Below are 16,224 nucleotides of genomic sequence, written 5' to 3' on the forward strand. Positions count from 1 at the left end.
CGCATCATTACGGGAAAGTATCGAAGATGAACGCACGAGCGGCCTCGTGTTGACAGGACGCTTTCGGCTGTGCATGATTGCCTTTAGTTCAACCTGAAACTATCAATGACGAAAAGGAAGGGGTGGCTCGTGCCCAAGCGAATGCGTTACACGCTGATCTCGGTGGCATCGATCGTCGCCGCGCTGCTGGCGTGGTACGTCGCCAGTGATGTGCTGCGTCTCGCGCCCCCGGTGATGCTGCCTTCGCCGGTCACGGTCTGGAACCGCTTCGTATGGATGCTGTCCAACCCCTACCAGGGCTCGACGCTGCTCACTCACCTGTGGGCGAGCCTCGGAGTCGTCGTTGTCGGATGGCTGCTCGCCGTCGTGATCGGCGTTCCCCTCGGCATCCTCTTCGGATGGAACAAGAAGGCGCGTGAGTTCCTCGAGCCGCTCTTCAACCTGATCCGTCCGATTCCGCCGATCGCCTGGACCCCCTTCGCCCTGCTCTGGTTCGGCATCACCCCGGGCGCGCGCATCTTCGTGGTCGTGATGGCGGCATTCGCCCCCTGTGTGATCAACGCCTACGAGGCCGTCCGCGGCGTCGACAAGGGGCTCATCGGAGCCGCTCGCGTCTCGGGAGCATCCCGGTGGCAGACGCTGCGCTCTGTCGTCGTCCCCACGGCGCTCCCGCGCATCCTCGTCGGCACCAACCTCGCGCTCACCGGCGCATGGATGACGCTCGTCGCCGCAGAACTGCTGGCCGCACAGGCTGGTATCGGATACATGATGCAGATCGCGCGTTCGGCATTCCAGGCCGACATCATCATGGTCGGCATGATCCTGATCGGCCTCCTCGGCCTGGCAATGACCTTCGTGCTCAAGCACGCGTTCGCGCGGGCCCTCGTCTGGGATGGAGCTTCTCGTGAGCGTTGAAACCGTCGCCGCCACAACGATCGTGCCGGCATCACGCCCGCGCATCAGCTCGGGAGTGCGCCGCGGTGCGATCTCGATCCTCGTGCTGCTGCTGGCCTGGTTCATCTTCGATGACCTGCTCGGCCTCATCCCGACCCGCACGCTTCCGCCGCTCATGGAGGTGTTCGGCACCGCCGCGAACCTCATGATCGAGCCGTATGCCGGTGAGACCCTGTGGGGCCACATCGGGCAGTCGATGATCCGCTGGTCGCTGGGTGTGCTCGCGGCCGTCGGGCTCGGCGTTCCGTTGGGCATGCTCATGGGCTGGTATCGGTTTGCGGATGCTGCCCTCAACCCGCTCTTCAACGCACTGCGCAGCGTGCCGCCGCTGGCCTGGATCCCCCTGGCCATCCTGTGGCTCGGCACCGGCCTCGTCACGGAGCTCCTGCTCGTCTTCATCGCGGCTTTCCCGCCGATCGTGATCAACGCGTATCACGGTGCCCGCAGCATCGATCCGCAGGTCATCGGCGCTGCGCGGACCGCGGGCGCGAGTTCGCTCCGCCAGCTCGTGCAGATCGTGATCCCGACCGAACTGCCGCAGCTCGTCAGCGGTCTGCGGGTCGCCCTCGGCAACGGTCTCATGGCCGTGATCGCCGCGGAGCTCGTGAGCGCCAAGTCGGGCCTCGGGTTCCTCATCATCCGCGGTCAGCAGGATTTCCAGCCTGACCTGATCGTCGTCGGCATGCTCGTGATCGCCTTCATCGGCCTCACCGTCGACGCTCTCCTCACAATCGTCACCCGTCCGCTGCTCCGCTGGAGGAACACCGATGACCGCCACTGACCAGACCCCGAAGCTGCGCATTGACGCGCTCACCAAGGTCTTCCAGACCCGCAAGGGCCCCCTGCAGGCGCTCGAGCCTGTCTCCTTCGACGTGCCGCGCGGCGGCTTCGTGACGCTCGTCGGACCATCCGGCTGCGGCAAGAGCACGCTCCTGCACATCGTCGCCGGTCTCGAAGACGCCACGAGCGGCACGATCGAGGTCGACGGCAAGAAGGTCACCGGCCCTGGCCGCGACCGCGGCATGGTCTTCCAGAGCTTCGCGCTGTACCCGGCGATGACCGTCGCGAAGAACATGGAGTTCGGCCTCAAGGTCGCAGGACTCAGCAAGGCGGAGCGCGCTGCGCGGGTGGAGGAGTACCTCACGATGGTCGGGCTCGCCGGCTTCGAGGACCACTACCCGAGCCAGCTCTCCGGCGGCATGAAGCAGCGCGTCGCGATCGCCCGCTCGCTCGCGATGCGCCCCGATGTGCTCCTCATGGACGAGCCGTTCGGCGCCCTCGACGCGCAGACGCGCATCATCCTGCAGGAAGACATCTCCCGCATCTGCCGTGAGCAGGACCTGACGGTGCTCATGATCACGCACGCCGTCGAAGAGGCCGTCTTCATGTCGGATCGCGTCCTGGTGATGACCGCGCGCCCCGGCCGTATCAAGGAGGACGTCGAGATCGAAGGCCGCGAGGAGTGGCGCGGCGGCCCGGTCGACGACGCCTACACGAGCGAGCGCTTCTCGTACTGGCGCGAGCGCATCTGGTCCTCGGTCCGCGAAGAGATCTCCAGCCCGCGACCGGCCTGATCCACCCACCACCGCACCACCGCACCACCCGAACCCGAAGAAAGTTCCAAGGAAGGAATCACCATGCTTCGCTCTACCCGCACCGCACTCGCCGGCGTCGCCCTGGTCGCCGCCGCGGCGCTCAGCCTGACCGCCTGCAGCTCCGCTGCTCCCGCTCCCGCCGAGTCCGAGGGCGCCGCCGCCGCCGACGACGTCACGATCCGCATCGGCGCGCAACCGGTCTTCGCGCTTGCCCAGTGGTGGGCCGCCGACCAGCTCGGCTACCTCGAAGAGAACGGCGTGAGCATCGAGCTCGCCGAGATCTACCCGAACGGTGCGCCGCAGGTCGAGGCCGGCCTTCGCGGCGACTGGGACATCGCTTTCACCGGCGAGCTTCCCGCGATCAACGCCGGCAAGGCGTGGGACCTGCAGACCATCGGCTTCTTCGGCAACGAGCCCTTCGCGCACGGCATCTACGTGAAGAGCGACAGCGGGATCACGGCCAAGAACGCCAAGGACAAGCTCGCGGCTCAGCAGGTGCTGTTCACGCAGGGCTCGACCGACCAGCTGTTCTTCGAAGGATGCCTCGACCAGTTCGGCCTCGCGTTCGAGGACATCCAGCCGGTCAACCTCGCCCCGGTCGACATCGTCGCCGCCCTCGCCTCGGGCAACGGCGTCGCCGCATCCGCCTACCCTCCGTTCTCCTTCCAGCTCGAGGCCGACGGCTACGAGAACATCTGCGACATGTCGAAGCTCGACGTGGCCGCATACCCGACGATGGTCGTCCGCAAGGAGTTCCTGGCGGAGCACCCCGAGGCCGTCGCGAAGTTCACCGAGGCCGTCTTCCGCGCCAATGCGCTGTTCGCATCCGATGCGGACAAGGCGTTCGAGCTGGCCAAGGGCTTCTACAAGGAGACCGGTGTCACTCAGACCGATGAAGACCTCAAGCGCACGATCGGCCTGTACGAGTGGGTCGACCTCGCCGGTGGCCAGAAGATCTTCACCTCGGGCGACGCCGAGAAGAGTGTGAACGCCTACCAGGACATGCTGGTTCGCAACGGCACGGCGACAGACGTGCTCGAGCCCACTTGGCTCAACGTCTCGGCCATCGAGGGCGCGCTCGCCCTCGGCTCCAAGTAATCCCTCAGAAGGAACAGCGATGACTCAGCCCGGCACCTCATCCACCCCGCTCCGTGTGGGCATGGTCGGTGCCGGGCTGATCAGCGCGTACCACCTGGACGCCCTGGGTTCCGTCGCCGACGCGGATGTCGCGATGCTCGTCGCCCGCGATGTGCAGCGAGCCCAGGCCGTCGCAGACCGCCACGGAATTCCACACGTCGTCGCGGACTGGAGAGAGCTGGTCGGTCACGTCGACGCCGCGATCGTCGCGACGCCCGATGACACCCATGTGGAGATCGCTCGCGGTCTCATGTCCGCGGGGATCCCCGTCATGGTGCAGAAGCCGATCGCGACGAGCGCTGCCGCGGCGGAAGCTCTCGTCGCCGATGCGCCTGCGGGGCTGCTGTCAGCGAGCTTCATGCACCGCCATCTCGATGCGACCGTCGCGCTGGCTGACATCCTGGCGCGCGGCGAGTTGGGCGAGATCATGAGCGTACGGATGCGCAACGCCACCCCCGGGCCGGATTGGGGTGCCTGGTTCTTCGAGGCAAGCAGCCCGACGGCGGGTGTCGTCTCGCAGCTCGGCGTGCACGGCATCGATCTCGTCGAGCACCTGATCGGGCCGATCCGCACCGTGCAGGCGCTGACCGCGATCCGCATGCCCGTGCGCCCCCTGCGTGACGGCACGACCGTGATCTCCGCCGTACCCGATCATGCGCACGCGATCTATCGGCTCGCCTCGGGTGTTCTCGTCTCGCACGAGCAGTGCTGGGCGGAAGCAGGTGGCACGGAGCGCTTCCAACTGGAAGTGCACGGAACGAACGCGACGGCCGTGATCGACGCACCCTCCCGCCCCGTCACCGTGCATGAGCGCGGTGGGGCGTCGCGCTTCGTCGCCCTCGACCCCGAGCCCGTGCTCGGTCACCGACACCATGCCGCATGGGTGCGCGATGTGCGCACCCGACAGGATGACGGCACTGCCGCAGCGGCTGCCCGCGGGCTGCGTGTCGCGGAGACGATCGCCGTCGCCGCTGCGTCCGGTGCCCTCTTCACCGTTCCCGATCTTGACCTTCCCGCACCCGAGGAGAGTGCTCGATGAGCATCCTGAACGTCGCCTTCGTCGGCCTCAGCCACTATCACGCCCGCGACTGGACGCAGGCAGTCGCCGCGCACCCGCAGGCGCGCCTCATCGGTGTCTGGGATCGTGACGCCCAGTTGGCGAAAGAGTTCGCCGTGGCGGCCGGTGTGCCTGCGTTCACCTTCCGCGACGAGCTCCTCGCCGCCGCAGATGTCGTTGCGATCGCATCCGTCACGACGGATCATGAATCGGATGCTGTCGCCGCTGCATCTGCGGGCTGCCACATCCTTCTGGAGAAGCCGCCGACCGTGGACCAGGAGGCGCTTGACCGCATCGCCGCGGCCGTCGCGGAGAATCGCGTCACATTCGCGCAGAATCTGCCGAAGCGCCTCGATCAGGCGAGCATCGCGCTGCGTGACCTCGTCCGCGGCGGCGACCTCGGACCGATCGTCTCCCTCCGCCTGCGGCACGGACACTCGCAGGGCTGGGATGAGGGATTCCGCTCGTCCTGGTTCGTCGACCCGGCCCGCGCAGGGGCGGGCGCACTGCTCGACGAGGGCATCCACACTCTCGACTTCTGCCGCTGGCTGCTGGGGGAGCCGTCGTGGGTCACCGCGCAGACCTCCTCGCAGCTTGGCCTGCCTGTGGAAGACACCGCGCTCATCACCGTTGGATACGAGGACGGTCCGTTGGTTTCCATCACGACGTCGTGGTCGATGGCGGGCGCTGACGGCAGCATCGAAGTGCACGGCCGTGATGCGAGCGTCGACGTCGGCGGGGTCGACATGGCGTCGCGCTCTGTCAGCGGGGATGCGCTGGTGCGCCGGATCGATCGCGTCGCCGCATCCCGCACCGCCGAGCGCACGTGGCAGGATCTGGGCATCACCCCGACCTTCAGTGCGGGTGGCTTCCACGGCCTGGGCATCACTGACCTGCTCGGCGCGCTGATCGAAGGCCGAACTCCTGCCGCCGGCCTTGATGACGCCGCTGCTGCTCTGCGTCTCGTCGACGCCGCTTACGAATCTGCACGAACCGGAAGGACGACATGGCTCTCTTGAGACCGACCACAGACCTCGACGGATACTCGGGGCTCACCGGGTACGCCGGCGACCTGCACAACCACTGCGGCATCAGCTACGGTCACGGCAGCATCGAAGACGCCTACCGCAACGCACAGTTGCAGCTCGATTTCGCGACGGTGACCGGGCACGCGAACTGGCACGACATGCCGGAAGAGCCGACGCACGTCGCCGACTACCACCGGCAGGGCTTCGCCCGTCTGCGCGACAGCTGGGAGCACGTGCAGGACGTCACGGAGGCCGCGCACGAAGACGGCCGCTTCGTCTCCTTCCTCTCCTTCGAGTGGCACAGCATGACGTACGGCGACCACTGCGTGTACTACCGCTCGGGTCGTGGCCCGTTGGCTCCGGCCCAGTCGGGCAGCTTCGACGAACTGCGCACGAATCTCCGGTCACTCGCCGCGGGCGGCTTGCCGACCATGGTGCTGCCGCACCACATCGGCTATCTCAAGGGCTACCGCGGCATCAACTGGGACACCTATACAGAAGAGCTCTCGCCCGTCATCGAGCTGCTGTCGATGCATGGCAACGGCGAAGACGACCACGCGCCTCGTCAATACCTGCACACGATGGGCCCGCGCGACAAGGCGAGCATGGCGCTCGCCGGTCTCGGCGCCGGGCACCGCTTCGGCTTCATCGGATCCACCGACCACCACAGCGCCCACCCGGGCAGCTACGGCTACGGTCGTGCGATGGTGTGGGCGCCCGAGCTGACCCGCGAGGGCATCTGGTCGGCGATCCAGAACCGCCAGACGTACTGCGTCACCGGTGACCGCATCATGCTCGCCGTCTCGCTCGATGGCCAGCCGATGGGCTCCGTGGTGGATGCCGCAGGAACGCGCCGTTTCGAGATCGCGGTGTGCGGTGGATCCGCCCTCGACTACGTCGAACTCGTCCGCAACGGGACCGTCGTCGCCCGCACGCGTCCGACCGCACCGGGCAGCGCTGACGAGTTCCGCGGTGTCGTGTCGTTCGGCATGGGCTGGGGCGAGATCGGCGTCGACACGCCCTGGGATGTCGAGCTCGAGGTTGAGGGCGGTCAGATCGATGCGGTCGAGCCGCGTCTGCACGGCTACGACATCGTCGCGCCCAGTGCGGAAGAGCCCGAGCACTACTCCTTCTCGGACTGGGAGCGCACGGGCGAGCGCTCGGTGCGCCTGCGCACGCGCACGCGTGGAAACCCGACGGTCATGACGGATGCCACCCAGCGGCTCGCGCTGCACCTGACCGGCGACGACAGCACCCGTGTGAAGGCGCGCATAAACGGCGACATCGAGGCGAGCTACACGATCGGCGAGCTGCGGGAAGGCCCTCGCGTGGGCTTCACCGGTGGCTTCGTCAGCGGCAGCTTCGTCTTCGAGCGGGCGGAGCCCGCAGGTGCGATCGAGCTCGCCTGGTCCGTCGAGGACGAGGGGACCGACGCTGAAGAGGACTGGTACTACGTGCGCGTGCGTCAGCACAACGAGCAGTACGCCTGGAGCTCGCCCATCTGGGCGCGCCGCGAGCCCGCGCAGGGCTGATGGAGTGGGTGCTGCTGCTCGCGACGTTCCTCATCGCGGGCATGGCACAGCGCATCACGGGGATCGGCTTCGCGCTCATCGCGACGCCGATCGCCGTCGTGCTGATCGGTGCGGAGGCGGTGTCCTCGGTGGCGGTGCTCGGCGCGATCTCGAGCGCGGCGGCGCTCATCGCGACGCGTCGGCAGCTGCAGTGGAGGGAAGTGCTTCCAGTCGTGCTCGCGACGGTGCTCTGGATGCTGCCGATGATCTTCCTCGTGCAGCTGATGAGCGCCTCGGCGACGGGCATCGCGGCGGGTGCGCTCGTGATCGCGGCGACCGTGCTCGCGGCCATGCCGCTACGGGGAGCGCTCGCAACGGTGTTCGGATCGAGGATCCTCGGGGGTGCTCTGGTCGCCGCCTCCGCTTCGATGGCGGGACTCGGGGGTCCGGCCGGCGCGGCCCACGGCACCGTGCGCCAGTGGGGTGAGGCCTTCGTGCCGAATCTGCAGGTGCTGCTGCTCGCGACGACGCCGTTCGTGGTCTTCGCCCACGGCTGGCCCGCGTCGCTGGATCTGCTGCCGTTCGCCGCATCCGCTGCGGCCGTCGCCGCAGGAACGATCGCGGGCTCGTGGGCGCGCTCTCGGATCAACGGTCGGCTTGCGCTTCTGCTGACCCGCATCCTCGCGGTGATAGGTGGCGTCTTCGCCCTGGTCGGCGGGATCGCGTCGTTGTGAACAAGTTCAGCGCACAGAGAAGAAAAGACGCCATGATGAGGGATATGACCGTTTCGAGCGATCGCCGCCCTGTGCCGCGCACGGCCTCGAACCGTACCGCCTCGCAGGTCAACAGCACCGTGCTGCTCGATGCGCTGCGCGCCGGTGGTGCGCTCTCCCGTGCAGACCTCGCCCGCCGCACGGGTCTCAGCGTCGCCACGGTCAATCGCCTCGTCGAACGCCTCGTCGAAGACGGCAGCGTCACCGAGACCGGACAGGAATCCGCGACGGGCGGGCGCCCGGCACGCCTCCTGGAGTTCAATGCCGCGGCGCGTTCGGTGCTCGCGATCGACCTCGGCGGTCGTCGCGCGACGGCGGCCGTCATGGATCTTGAAGCCCGATCCCTCGCCCGTCGAGAGCGCGCGCTGAGCGTCCCGATGCAGTCGCGCGAGGCCGCACGCGACGTCTTCGAAGCGGTCGCGGAGCTCGCGTCCGAGATGCTGGATGAGGCCCGCCGACTGAAGTCCAACGTGCACACCGCCTGCATCGGAGTGCCGGGCGTCGTGCGCACGCAGAGCGGTCGCGTTGACTTCGCCCCCGCACTGCAGTGGTTCGACTTCCCGCTCGTCGCCCTTCTCGAAGAGCGTCTCGGCATCCCGGTCAGCGTCGAGAACGACGTCAATCTCGTCGCGCTCGCCGAGCTGCGGCACGGCGTCGCGCGTGATCGCGCCGATGTGCTCACGATCTCGGTCGGCACCGGCGTCGGCGCCGCGCTGATTCTGGATGGCCGGCTCTACCGCGGTGCCGCGGGTGCTGCAGGTGAGGCCGGGTACACGATGCTCGACCGCGCCTCGCTCGGCAGCCCCTGGCCTGGCTTCGGCGACCTCGAGTCGCGCGTCGGCACGGCGGGCATCCTGCGCAGGCTCGGCGACGAAGCATCCGACTCCGAGGCATTCCTCGCCCAGGTGCGCGCCGGTGACGCACCGGCGGTCGCCGTCTTCGATGAGATCATCGACAACCTCGCGCTCGTGATCGGCAACGCCAGTGCTCTTCTGAACCCGGAGCTCATCGTCCTGAGCGGCGGTTTCGGCCGAGCTGCGGCCGACCTGCTCATCCCCGCGATCGAGCGCCGACTGCAGGGCCGCATTCCGTTCGAGCCGCAGATCGTGCGCGCCGAACTCGCCGATGCTGAGCTCATCGGTGCCGCAGAGGTCGCGATCGACGCGTCCGCGCAGAGCGCCGCGCTCGCCGACTGACGCCGACGAGAGAAGGTGGGATCCGATGCGGATCCCACCTTCTCTCGTTCGGCCTAGCTCGCGTGTGGATGCGCGAGACGGATGCCGTAGCGGCGCAGCATCCGCTCGACGAGCACCTCGGGAGCCGCATCCACCTCGATCGTGATGCCCTGCTCATCGTCGCCGAGCGGCTCGAGCGCGGCGAGCTGCGACTGCAGCAGCGCGGGCGGCATGAAGTGCCCCTGGCGCGCCGATACCTGGGCTTCGATCTGCGTGGCGTCCGCCGAGAGCAGCACGAACGGAGTCTGCGGAGCTTGCGCACGCAGCGCATCGCGGTATGCGCGCTTGAGGGCGGAGCAGGCGACGACAGCAGGAGGATGCTGCGCCAGCTCGGCGCCCACCCGGGCAAGCCACGGCCAACGGTCCTCGTCGGTGAGCGGAATGCCCGCGCTCATCTTGGCGATGTTGGCCTTCCCGTGCAGGTCGTCGGCGTCAACGAAGCGGAGACCCGTGCGCTGCGCGAACAGCTCCGCCACGGTCGACTTTCCCACTCCGGAGACCCCCATCACCACGAGGGAGGTGCCGACTTCGGCCGACGTGGGGATCACCAGTCGTGCACCGTGCCGTCGGCGAGTCGGTTGTACGGCAGGTAGGCCTGCTCGTACGGGTACTTGCCCGCCTCGTCCACGTTGAGCTCGACGCCGAGTCCCGGCTTGTCACCCGGGTGCAGCAGGCCGTTCCGCCAGGTAAAGGACTGCTCGAACACCTGATCGGTCTTGGCTCCGTGCTGCATGTACTCCTGGATGCCGAAGTTGTGGATCGCGAGACCCAGGTGCATCGCGGCGGCCATGCCGACGGGGGAGATGTCGGTGGGCCCGTGCATGCCGGACTTGATCTGGTACATCGCCGCGTAGTCGAGAGTCTTCTTCAGCGCGCTGATGCCGCCCATGTGCGTGACGGCGCCGCGCACATAGTCGATGAGCTGGTCGCGGATGATGTCCTTGAAGTCCCAGACCGTGTTGAAGATCTCGCCGATCGCGAGTGGCGTCGTCGTGTGCTGGCGCACGAGGCGAAGGGCTTCCTGGTTCTCGGCGGGCGTGCAGTCCTCGAGCCAGAACAGGTCATACGGCTCGAGCGACTTGCCGAGCTTCGCCGCCTGGATCGGCGTCATGCGGTGGTGACCGTCGTGCAGTAGCGGGATGTCCGGGCCGAACTCATTGCGCACGGCTTCGAAGACACCGGGGAGGTGGTGCAGGTACGCGCGGGTGTCCCAGTCCTCCTCGACGGGCTTGGCGCCGCGGCGGGCGGGCTCGTGGTCGTAGCGTGCCTCGCCTCCGCCGGTGTCGGCGGCCTGAGATGCGATGCCGTAGATCGCCTTCAGCCCGGGGACGCCCGTCTGGATGCGGATGGCGCGATACCCCTGCTCCAGGTGGGAGCGCACCGAGTCGAACAGCTCGGGCAGTTCCTTGCCGGAGGCGTGGCCGTAGGCGAGCAGCCCGCTTCGCGATGCGCCGCCGAGCAGCTGATACACGGGCATCCCGGCCTTCTTGCCCTTGATGTCCCACAGCGCCATGTCGACCGCGGCGATCGCCGCCATCGTCACCGGACCGCGCCGCCAGTAGGCGCTGCGGTACAGGAACTGCCAGGTGTCTTCGATGCGGTCCTCGTCGGCGCCGATCAGCAGCGGAACGACGTGTTCGCTGAGGTACGCGACGACCGCGAGCTCGCGACCGTTGAGGGTTGCGTCGCCGAGGCCGGTGATGCCATCGGCGGTGGTGATCTTCAACGTGACGAAGTTGCGGTCGGGGCTCGTGACGATGACGTCGGCTCTGTCGATGGTCATGGGTCTCCTCAGGAGGGTGGTGGGTCGCCAGCGTTCTGGATCGACGGGAAGGGATGCCACGGCGCAGCGGTGCGCGTGGCGCGAGGGGGGGAGAAGCGGCGTCAGACGGTCGCGGGTTCGCCGGCGATGAGCACCCGCACGGGCTGGATCTCGGTATCGCCCGGGGCCCATTCGAACTGCACGACATCCGCGCGTGCGCCCGGCCGCCAAAGCGCGGGCAGCCCGAGGGCCACTGCAGGTGCATGCGTAGCGAGGTGGTACGCCGTGGCGAGGGAGCCGGTGATGCGGGCGACAGTCGCGACGCCCACGTCGAGCGTCTGAACGGATCCGGCGAGGTAACCGGTGGCCACGTGTCGCAGTGCTCCGTCGGAGGCGAGTTCGACGCCGCCGCCCACGGTCGACTCGCCGCCGTGGCGCAGAGTGGCAGGCGTGGCGACGGCATCGCTCACGAGGAAGATCCCGTGGTCGCGCTTGGCCGCCAGCATCGTCGCGAGGGTGGAGTCGGGCAGGTGATGACCGTCGGCGATGACCCCGGCGCGGAGGCGGGGCTCAGCGAGCTGCGACCAGATGTAGTTGGGGTGTCGGGGCAGCACGCCATGCGCACCGTTGCCGAGGTGCGTCGACAGTGTGGCACCGGCGTCGACGACCGCGCGGATCTGCTCCTCGTCGGCATGTGTGTGGCCGATCGAGACCTGCACGCCGTTGGCGACCAGAAAGCGGGTCGCCTCGACCGCACCGTCGTGGTGCGGAGACAGGGTGACGACGCGGAGCAAACCTGATGCGGCATCGAGCCAGCGCTGCAGCTCGTCGATGCGGGGAGGACGGATATGCGCGAGAGGATGCACACCGCGGGGTCCGTCCTGCTCGGAGAGGCTGGGCCCTTCGATGTGAATGCCGGCGACAGAGCGGGCGACCGCAGGATCGGCGCAGGCGTCGACGACGGCGCGGATCCGGGCGAGGATGTCGGATTCGGAGGCGGTGATGATCGTCGGAAGGAAGCGGGTGACGCCCCGAGCGCTCAGGCTGCGGGACATCGCGGCGATCTGCGACGCATCCGGCTGCGCCGCGTTCGCATCGCCTTCCGCGTGCCCATTGACCTGCAGATCGATCAGGCCGGGGCCGATCCACGGAAGGCTTGCGGCGGATGCGGCAAGCGGGCGGATCTCGACGATCTCATCCCGTTCGACGACGATCTCCACAGCCTCGCCGCTGAAGACGTCGCGACCGTGCAGGACAGTCATGAGCCGTGTACGACGACGCGCTGACGCGCCGGTCCGGTCAGAGGGATGAGCGACGCCGCATCGCCGTCGACGTGCACCTCGCAGCGGGTGTGACGACGCAGGACCGTGCACGGCCACGCCTCGGTCACGGGTTCCTCGATGAGTGCACGCACGGCGTCGGCTTTACGGGCGTCGGGAACGGCGCACACCAGATGGGCGCCTGCGAGAAGCGCCGGGATCGTCAGCGTGAGTGCGTGGGTCGGCACGTCTCCGAGGGTATCGAAGCACTCGTCATCCACCTGCTGCACGCGGCTGGCCTCGTCGAGAGCGACGATGCGCACCGGGGATGCTTCGTCGAAGCGCGCCTCGGGCGGATCGTTGAAGGCGATGTGCCCGTTGACGCCGATGCCGAGGCACACCAGATCAATCGGTGCCTCCTCCAGCAGTGCGACGTATTCAGCCGCTGACTGCTCCGCGCCGAGCTCGGTGCGCATCGCGTGGAACACCGGCGGGGAGGAGAGCGCGTCGAGAAGGTGCGCGCGCAGCCAGTTCCCGAATCGCTGGGGCGCGGCGGCGTCGAGGCCGACGTACTCGTCCATGTGCAGCACGGTGACCTTGGACCAGTCGATCCCCGGCTCCTGCGCAAGAGCGCGATACACATCGAGCTGGCTCGGCGCTGCGGCGGCGATCATGCGGGCCGCACCTCGGTCGGCGATGGCCGCACGCAGCGTCGCGGCGGCGGATCGGGCAGCGCTCAGGCCCATCTCGACGCGATCGGGATGGACATGCAGGGCGAACGTAGGCGTGCTCATGCGACACAACAATAGTGCAACCGGTTGCAAGCGCAAGTCCGGATCTGTCGAATCCCCACTATCGTTGACGCATGACCTCGAAACGCAACGGCAGGGCGACCCTGGCCGATGTCGCCGCGGCCGCGGGTGTGTCAAAGTCGACCGCCTCCCGCGCTTTCAGTCGCCCCGAGCTGATCAGGCCGGAAAACGTCGATCGCATTCGGCGGATCGCCGCAGAGCTCGGCTACACGGCCGATCCCCGTGCCCGCGCGCTCTCGACAGGGCGAACGGCGAACATCGCGGTCATCGTTCCCGACATCGCCAACCCCTTCTTCCCTCCGCTCGTCCGGGCCGTCGAGTCGGGGGCCGAGCGGGCGGAGCTCGCCGTGTTCCTCGGCGACACCGACGAGAGCGCCTCGCGTGAGCGAGTCCTGATCGACCGGCTCGAGAAGCAGGTGGACGGCTTCGTGCTCGCCTCCCCGCGCCTTCCCGATGCGCAGATCCGCGAGCTCGCTGAGCGGGTGCCCACGGTGCTGATCAATCGCGACATTCCGGGCGTGCATCGGGTTCTGGTCGATGCGGCGACCGGTGTGCGCGAGGCAGTCGAACTGCTCACCGCCCTCGGACACCGGGCCATCGCGTACCTCGCGGGTCCGCCGGAGTCGTGGGCGGATCAGCAGCGCCGGGCCGCCGTCGTGCAGGCCGCCGCGCATGCGGGGCTCGCGCTCTCGGTGCTCGAGCTCGGGCGCCCCAGCTATGAGGCAGGCCGTGAATGCGTCGGCTCCATGATCGCGACGGGGGCGACGGCGGCGATCGCCTTCGACGATGTCATCGCCCATGGGGTGCTCGCCGGTTTCGCGACGCTCGGTCGCGAGGTGCCGGCGGACTTCAGCGTCATCGGGTGCGACGATGTGCTCGCGGCGACGACGTTCCCGGCGCTCACGACGATCTCCGGCGGGTCGGCGGCGAGTGGTGCGGCTGCGCTCGACACGCTGCTCGCGCTCATCGACGGCGAGCACCCGGAACAGCGCACCGCGATCGCGGGTCATCTGGTGCATCGGGCGAGTGTCTCGGCGGTGCGTCAACACGCACGTTGACACTGCAACCGGTTGCATGACACAATGCCGACATGACAGGCATCGTGATCGCCGGCGTGGCCCACTCCCACGTCGACTACGCCACCGCAGAGCTGCGGGCGCGACAAGACCTCTCCCTGCTCGGCGTCTTCGACGCAGACCGTGACGCGGCGGCGCGCATCGCCGAGCCCTTCGGCGCACCCGTGGCCGAATCGCTCGACGCACTGCTCGCGCTCGGCCCGGAGATCGTCGTCTGCGCCGGCGTGTACAGCGAGCGCGCCGCCACCGTGGTCGCCGCCCTCGATTCCGGCGCCGATGTGCTCTGCGACAAGCCGCTGTGCATTGCCCTCGACGAGCTCGACCAGATCGTCGCGGCCTGCCGCCGCACCGGGCGCCAGGTCGCGCTCATGCTGGAGAAGCGCACCTACCCCGAGACACTCGCGCTGCAGGCGGCGCTTCGTTCAGGAGATATTGGTCAGCCCGTCGCCTTCTCGTCATGGGCGCCGCATAAGCTCCTGCGCGACGTGCGCGCTCCCTGGTTCCTCGATCCCGCCCGCTACGGCGGCATCCTCGCCGACCTGCTCGTGCACGATGTTGACATCGCGCTGCAGGTGACGGGGGCCACCCGCGGAACCGTCCGCGGCTGGCTCGGCCCGCAGATCGACACCGGCTTCCACCTGCAGGGCGGGGCGACGGTCTCGTTCGGGGGCGAGAGCGGAAGCCCTGTGCTCAGTGCCGAAGTCGATTGGCTCACCCCCGCAGGATCCGAGATCCACGGTGACTACCGCATGCGCGTCGTGGGCACCGAGGGCACCGCGGAGCTCTATTGGGGCCGCGGCCGCTGCGAACTCACCACCGCGACCCAGGCTCGCCACGATGTGACCCTCGACGCCGGCCGTCGTCCCGCAGAAGACGCCCTCGACGCCCTGCTGGCCGGTGGGGAGCGTGCGGCCGAGGCCACGAGTGACGCGATTCTGGCCACCCGCATTGCGCTGCTCGCCGAGCAGAGCGCCCGCTCCGGTGGGATCGAACTCACTTGGGAGCACTCCGCATGATCGACATCGCCATCATCGGAGCCGGATTCATCGGCGGCGTGCACGCGCGCCTCATCGACTCGATCGAGGGCGCGCGGGTCAGTGTCGTCATCGATGCGAACCTCGATCGCGCCGCCGCCCTCGCGGAACCGCGGGGTGCTCGGGTCGCCGCGTCGCTCGACGAGCTGGGCGATGAGATCCCTGACCTCGTGAGCATCTGCACGATCAGCGCCGGTCACGCGGATCTCGCGATCGCCGCGCTCGAACGCGGCTCTCACGTTCTCGTCGAGAAGCCCATCGACATCACGCTCGAGGCCGCAGCCCGTCTGGCCGACGCGGCCCGTGTGCATGATCGTGTCGTCGGAGTGGTCAGTCAGCGCCGCTTCCTCCCGACTTCGCAGGCGCTGCGCGAGGCCATCGACGCCGGACGCCTCGGGAAGCTGACCGGCGGCACCGTCGAATCGCCGTTCTTCCGGGCCCAGTCGTACTACGACTCGGGCGATTGGCGCGGCACACGCGAATACGACGGCGGTGGCGCACTGATGAATCAGGGCGTCCACGCCCTCGACCTGCTGCTCTGGTTCCTCGGCGACCCGGCGAGCGTCAGCGCGGCATCCGCCTGCGTGGCGCATGAGCGTATCGAGGTCGAAGACGTCGTCGGTGCGGCGATCGCGTTCCGCTCCGGGGCCGTCGGCACTGCCTTCGCCTCGACCGCTGCTTTCCCCGAAAGCGGTGTTCGGCTGTCGGTGTTCGGCACCGAAGGATCAGCCACGATCGCCGACGGGCGCCTCACGATGCGCTTCGCGGACGACGAGGTCGTCGTCGATGACGCGGCGCCCGACGGCTGGTCGACGATCGACTGGGCGCACCGGGCACAGTACGTCGACCTTCTCTCAGCCATCGCCGAGAACCGCGCGCCGGCGATCGGCATCGAGGACGGCCGCCGAGCACTGGCATCCGTCCTCGGCATCTACGAATCGGCCGAGACCGGCCGTGCCGTCTCTCTCATCTGAAATCCCGACACCATACC

At 68.4% G+C, this 16,224-nt stretch carries 16 protein-coding genes; 12 read left to right on the forward strand and 4 right to left on the reverse strand.

Annotation, left to right across the window (positions count from 1 at the left end; translation table 11 throughout):
• Positions 1-129: 129 nt before the first annotated feature.
• The 9 genes from AC1REM_RS04485 to AC1REM_RS04525 all read left to right on the forward strand — a co-directional run bounded on the left by AC1REM_RS04485 (position 130) and on the right by AC1REM_RS04525 (position 9,251).
• Positions 130-915 carry an ABC transporter permease gene (locus AC1REM_RS04485; RefSeq protein ID WP_492513526.1) on the forward strand — a complete coding sequence of 262 codons (786 nt, stop codon included), beginning with the start codon at positions 130-132 and terminating at the stop codon, positions 913-915.
• Positions 905-1,735: an ABC transporter permease gene (locus tag AC1REM_RS04490; RefSeq protein WP_492513527.1), complete on the forward strand. Its 831-nt coding sequence runs from the start codon at positions 905-907 to the stop codon at positions 1,733-1,735. Before AC1REM_RS04485 ends, AC1REM_RS04490 begins: the two co-directional genes overlap by 11 nt.
• Positions 1,722-2,528 (forward strand): ABC transporter ATP-binding protein, encoded by an 807-nt coding sequence (locus AC1REM_RS04495; RefSeq protein ID WP_492513528.1) that lies wholly within the window; start codon positions 1,722-1,724, stop codon positions 2,526-2,528. The genes AC1REM_RS04490 and AC1REM_RS04495 overlap by 14 nt, the downstream gene beginning before the upstream one ends.
• Before the next feature lie 63 nt (positions 2,529-2,591).
• Positions 2,592-3,647: an ABC transporter substrate-binding protein gene (locus tag AC1REM_RS04500; RefSeq protein WP_492513529.1), complete on the forward strand. Its 1,056-nt coding sequence runs from the start codon at positions 2,592-2,594 to the stop codon at positions 3,645-3,647.
• Between the two features lie 19 nt (positions 3,648-3,666).
• On the forward strand, positions 3,667-4,725 hold the full coding sequence (locus AC1REM_RS04505) for a Gfo/Idh/MocA family protein (RefSeq protein ID WP_492513530.1): 1,059 nt from the start codon (positions 3,667-3,669) through the stop codon (positions 4,723-4,725).
• Entirely contained in the window at positions 4,722-5,762 is a 1,041-nt protein-coding gene (locus tag AC1REM_RS04510; RefSeq protein ID WP_492513531.1) for a Gfo/Idh/MocA family protein, read from the forward strand. Before AC1REM_RS04505 ends, AC1REM_RS04510 begins: the two co-directional genes overlap by 4 nt.
• Complete coding sequence (locus AC1REM_RS04515) at positions 5,750-7,303, forward strand: DUF3604 domain-containing protein (RefSeq protein ID WP_492513532.1); 1,554 nt, start codon at positions 5,750-5,752, stop codon at positions 7,301-7,303. The genes AC1REM_RS04510 and AC1REM_RS04515 overlap by 13 nt, the downstream gene beginning before the upstream one ends.
• Complete coding sequence (locus AC1REM_RS04520) at positions 7,303-8,016, forward strand: hypothetical protein (protein ID WP_492513533.1); 714 nt, start codon at positions 7,303-7,305, stop codon at positions 8,014-8,016. The genes AC1REM_RS04515 and AC1REM_RS04520 overlap by 1 nt, the downstream gene beginning before the upstream one ends.
• A 44-nt stretch (positions 8,017-8,060) precedes the next feature.
• The gene (locus AC1REM_RS04525; protein WP_492513534.1) at positions 8,061-9,251 is read left to right on the forward strand and encodes an ROK family transcriptional regulator; all 1,191 of its coding nucleotides are present in this window, start codon (positions 8,061-8,063) and stop codon (positions 9,249-9,251) included.
• Between the two features lie 53 nt (positions 9,252-9,304).
• Here the strand turns inward: AC1REM_RS04525 and AC1REM_RS04530 are convergent, their stop codons facing one another.
• The 4 genes from AC1REM_RS04530 to AC1REM_RS04545 form a co-directional block, all read right to left on the reverse strand.
• Positions 9,305-9,838 carry a gluconokinase gene (locus AC1REM_RS04530; RefSeq protein WP_492513535.1) on the reverse strand — a complete coding sequence of 178 codons (534 nt, stop codon included), beginning with the start codon at positions 9,836-9,838 and terminating at the stop codon, positions 9,305-9,307.
• Entirely contained in the window at positions 9,835-11,073 is a 1,239-nt protein-coding gene (gene manD / locus AC1REM_RS04535) for a D-mannonate dehydratase ManD (protein ID WP_492513536.1), read from the reverse strand. Before manD ends, AC1REM_RS04530 begins: the two co-directional genes overlap by 4 nt.
• Positions 11,074-11,174: 101 nt before the next feature.
• Complete coding sequence (locus AC1REM_RS04540; RefSeq protein ID WP_492513537.1) at positions 11,175-12,314, reverse strand: N-acetylglucosamine-6-phosphate deacetylase; 1,140 nt, start codon at positions 12,312-12,314, stop codon at positions 11,175-11,177.
• Positions 12,311-13,105, reverse strand: a complete 795-nt coding sequence (locus tag AC1REM_RS04545) for a 6-phosphogluconolactonase (RefSeq protein ID WP_492513538.1) — start codon at positions 13,103-13,105, stop codon at positions 12,311-12,313. The genes AC1REM_RS04540 and AC1REM_RS04545 overlap by 4 nt, the downstream gene beginning before the upstream one ends.
• A 71-nt stretch (positions 13,106-13,176) precedes the next feature.
• On the opposite strand from AC1REM_RS04545, the gene AC1REM_RS04550 reads away from it, so the two are divergent.
• The 3 genes from AC1REM_RS04550 to AC1REM_RS04560 are packed head-to-tail and all read left to right on the forward strand — an operon-like array spanning position 13,177 to position 16,207.
• On the forward strand, positions 13,177-14,181 hold the full coding sequence (locus AC1REM_RS04550; RefSeq protein WP_492513539.1) for a LacI family DNA-binding transcriptional regulator: 1,005 nt from the start codon (positions 13,177-13,179) through the stop codon (positions 14,179-14,181).
• Positions 14,182-14,213: 32 nt separating this feature from the next.
• Entirely contained in the window at positions 14,214-15,215 is a 1,002-nt protein-coding gene (locus AC1REM_RS04555; RefSeq protein WP_492513540.1) for a Gfo/Idh/MocA family protein, read from the forward strand.
• Positions 15,212-16,207, forward strand: a complete 996-nt coding sequence (locus tag AC1REM_RS04560) for a Gfo/Idh/MocA family protein (RefSeq protein WP_492513541.1) — start codon at positions 15,212-15,214, stop codon at positions 16,205-16,207. Before AC1REM_RS04555 ends, AC1REM_RS04560 begins: the two co-directional genes overlap by 4 nt.
• Positions 16,208-16,224: the final 17 nt, after the last annotated feature.

It is taken from the genome of Microbacterium sp. GW823-FHT02G05, from assembly GCF_058797175.1.

Bases quoted from the DNA above. Each gene is read 5' to 3' on its own strand.
- AC1REM_RS04495 (WP_492513528.1), top strand. From the start codon at position 1,722: ATGACCGCCACTGACCAGACCCCGAAGCTGCGCATTGACGCGCTCACC.
- AC1REM_RS04500 (WP_492513529.1), top strand. From the start codon at position 2,592: ATGCTTCGCTCTACCCGCACCGCACTCGCCGGCGTCGCCCTGGTCGCC.
- AC1REM_RS04505 (WP_492513530.1), top strand. From the start codon at position 3,667: ATGACTCAGCCCGGCACCTCATCCACCCCGCTCCGTGTGGGCATGGTC.
- AC1REM_RS04510 (WP_492513531.1), top strand. From the start codon at position 4,722: ATGAGCATCCTGAACGTCGCCTTCGTCGGCCTCAGCCACTATCACGCC.
- AC1REM_RS04515 (WP_492513532.1), top strand. From the start codon at position 5,750: ATGGCTCTCTTGAGACCGACCACAGACCTCGACGGATACTCGGGGCTC.
- AC1REM_RS04520 (WP_492513533.1), top strand. From the start codon at position 7,303: ATGGAGTGGGTGCTGCTGCTCGCGACGTTCCTCATCGCGGGCATGGCA.
- AC1REM_RS04525 (WP_492513534.1), top strand. From the start codon at position 8,061: ATGACCGTTTCGAGCGATCGCCGCCCTGTGCCGCGCACGGCCTCGAAC.
- manD (WP_492513536.1), bottom strand. From the start codon at position 11,073: ATGACCATCGACAGAGCCGACGTCATCGTCACGAGCCCCGACCGCAAC.
- AC1REM_RS04540 (WP_492513537.1), bottom strand. From the start codon at position 12,314: ATGACTGTCCTGCACGGTCGCGACGTCTTCAGCGGCGAGGCTGTGGAG.
- AC1REM_RS04545 (WP_492513538.1), bottom strand. From the start codon at position 13,105: ATGAGCACGCCTACGTTCGCCCTGCATGTCCATCCCGATCGCGTCGAG.
- AC1REM_RS04550 (WP_492513539.1), top strand. From the start codon at position 13,177: ATGACCTCGAAACGCAACGGCAGGGCGACCCTGGCCGATGTCGCCGCG.
- AC1REM_RS04555 (WP_492513540.1), top strand. From the start codon at position 14,214: ATGACAGGCATCGTGATCGCCGGCGTGGCCCACTCCCACGTCGACTAC.
- AC1REM_RS04560 (WP_492513541.1), top strand. From the start codon at position 15,212: ATGATCGACATCGCCATCATCGGAGCCGGATTCATCGGCGGCGTGCAC.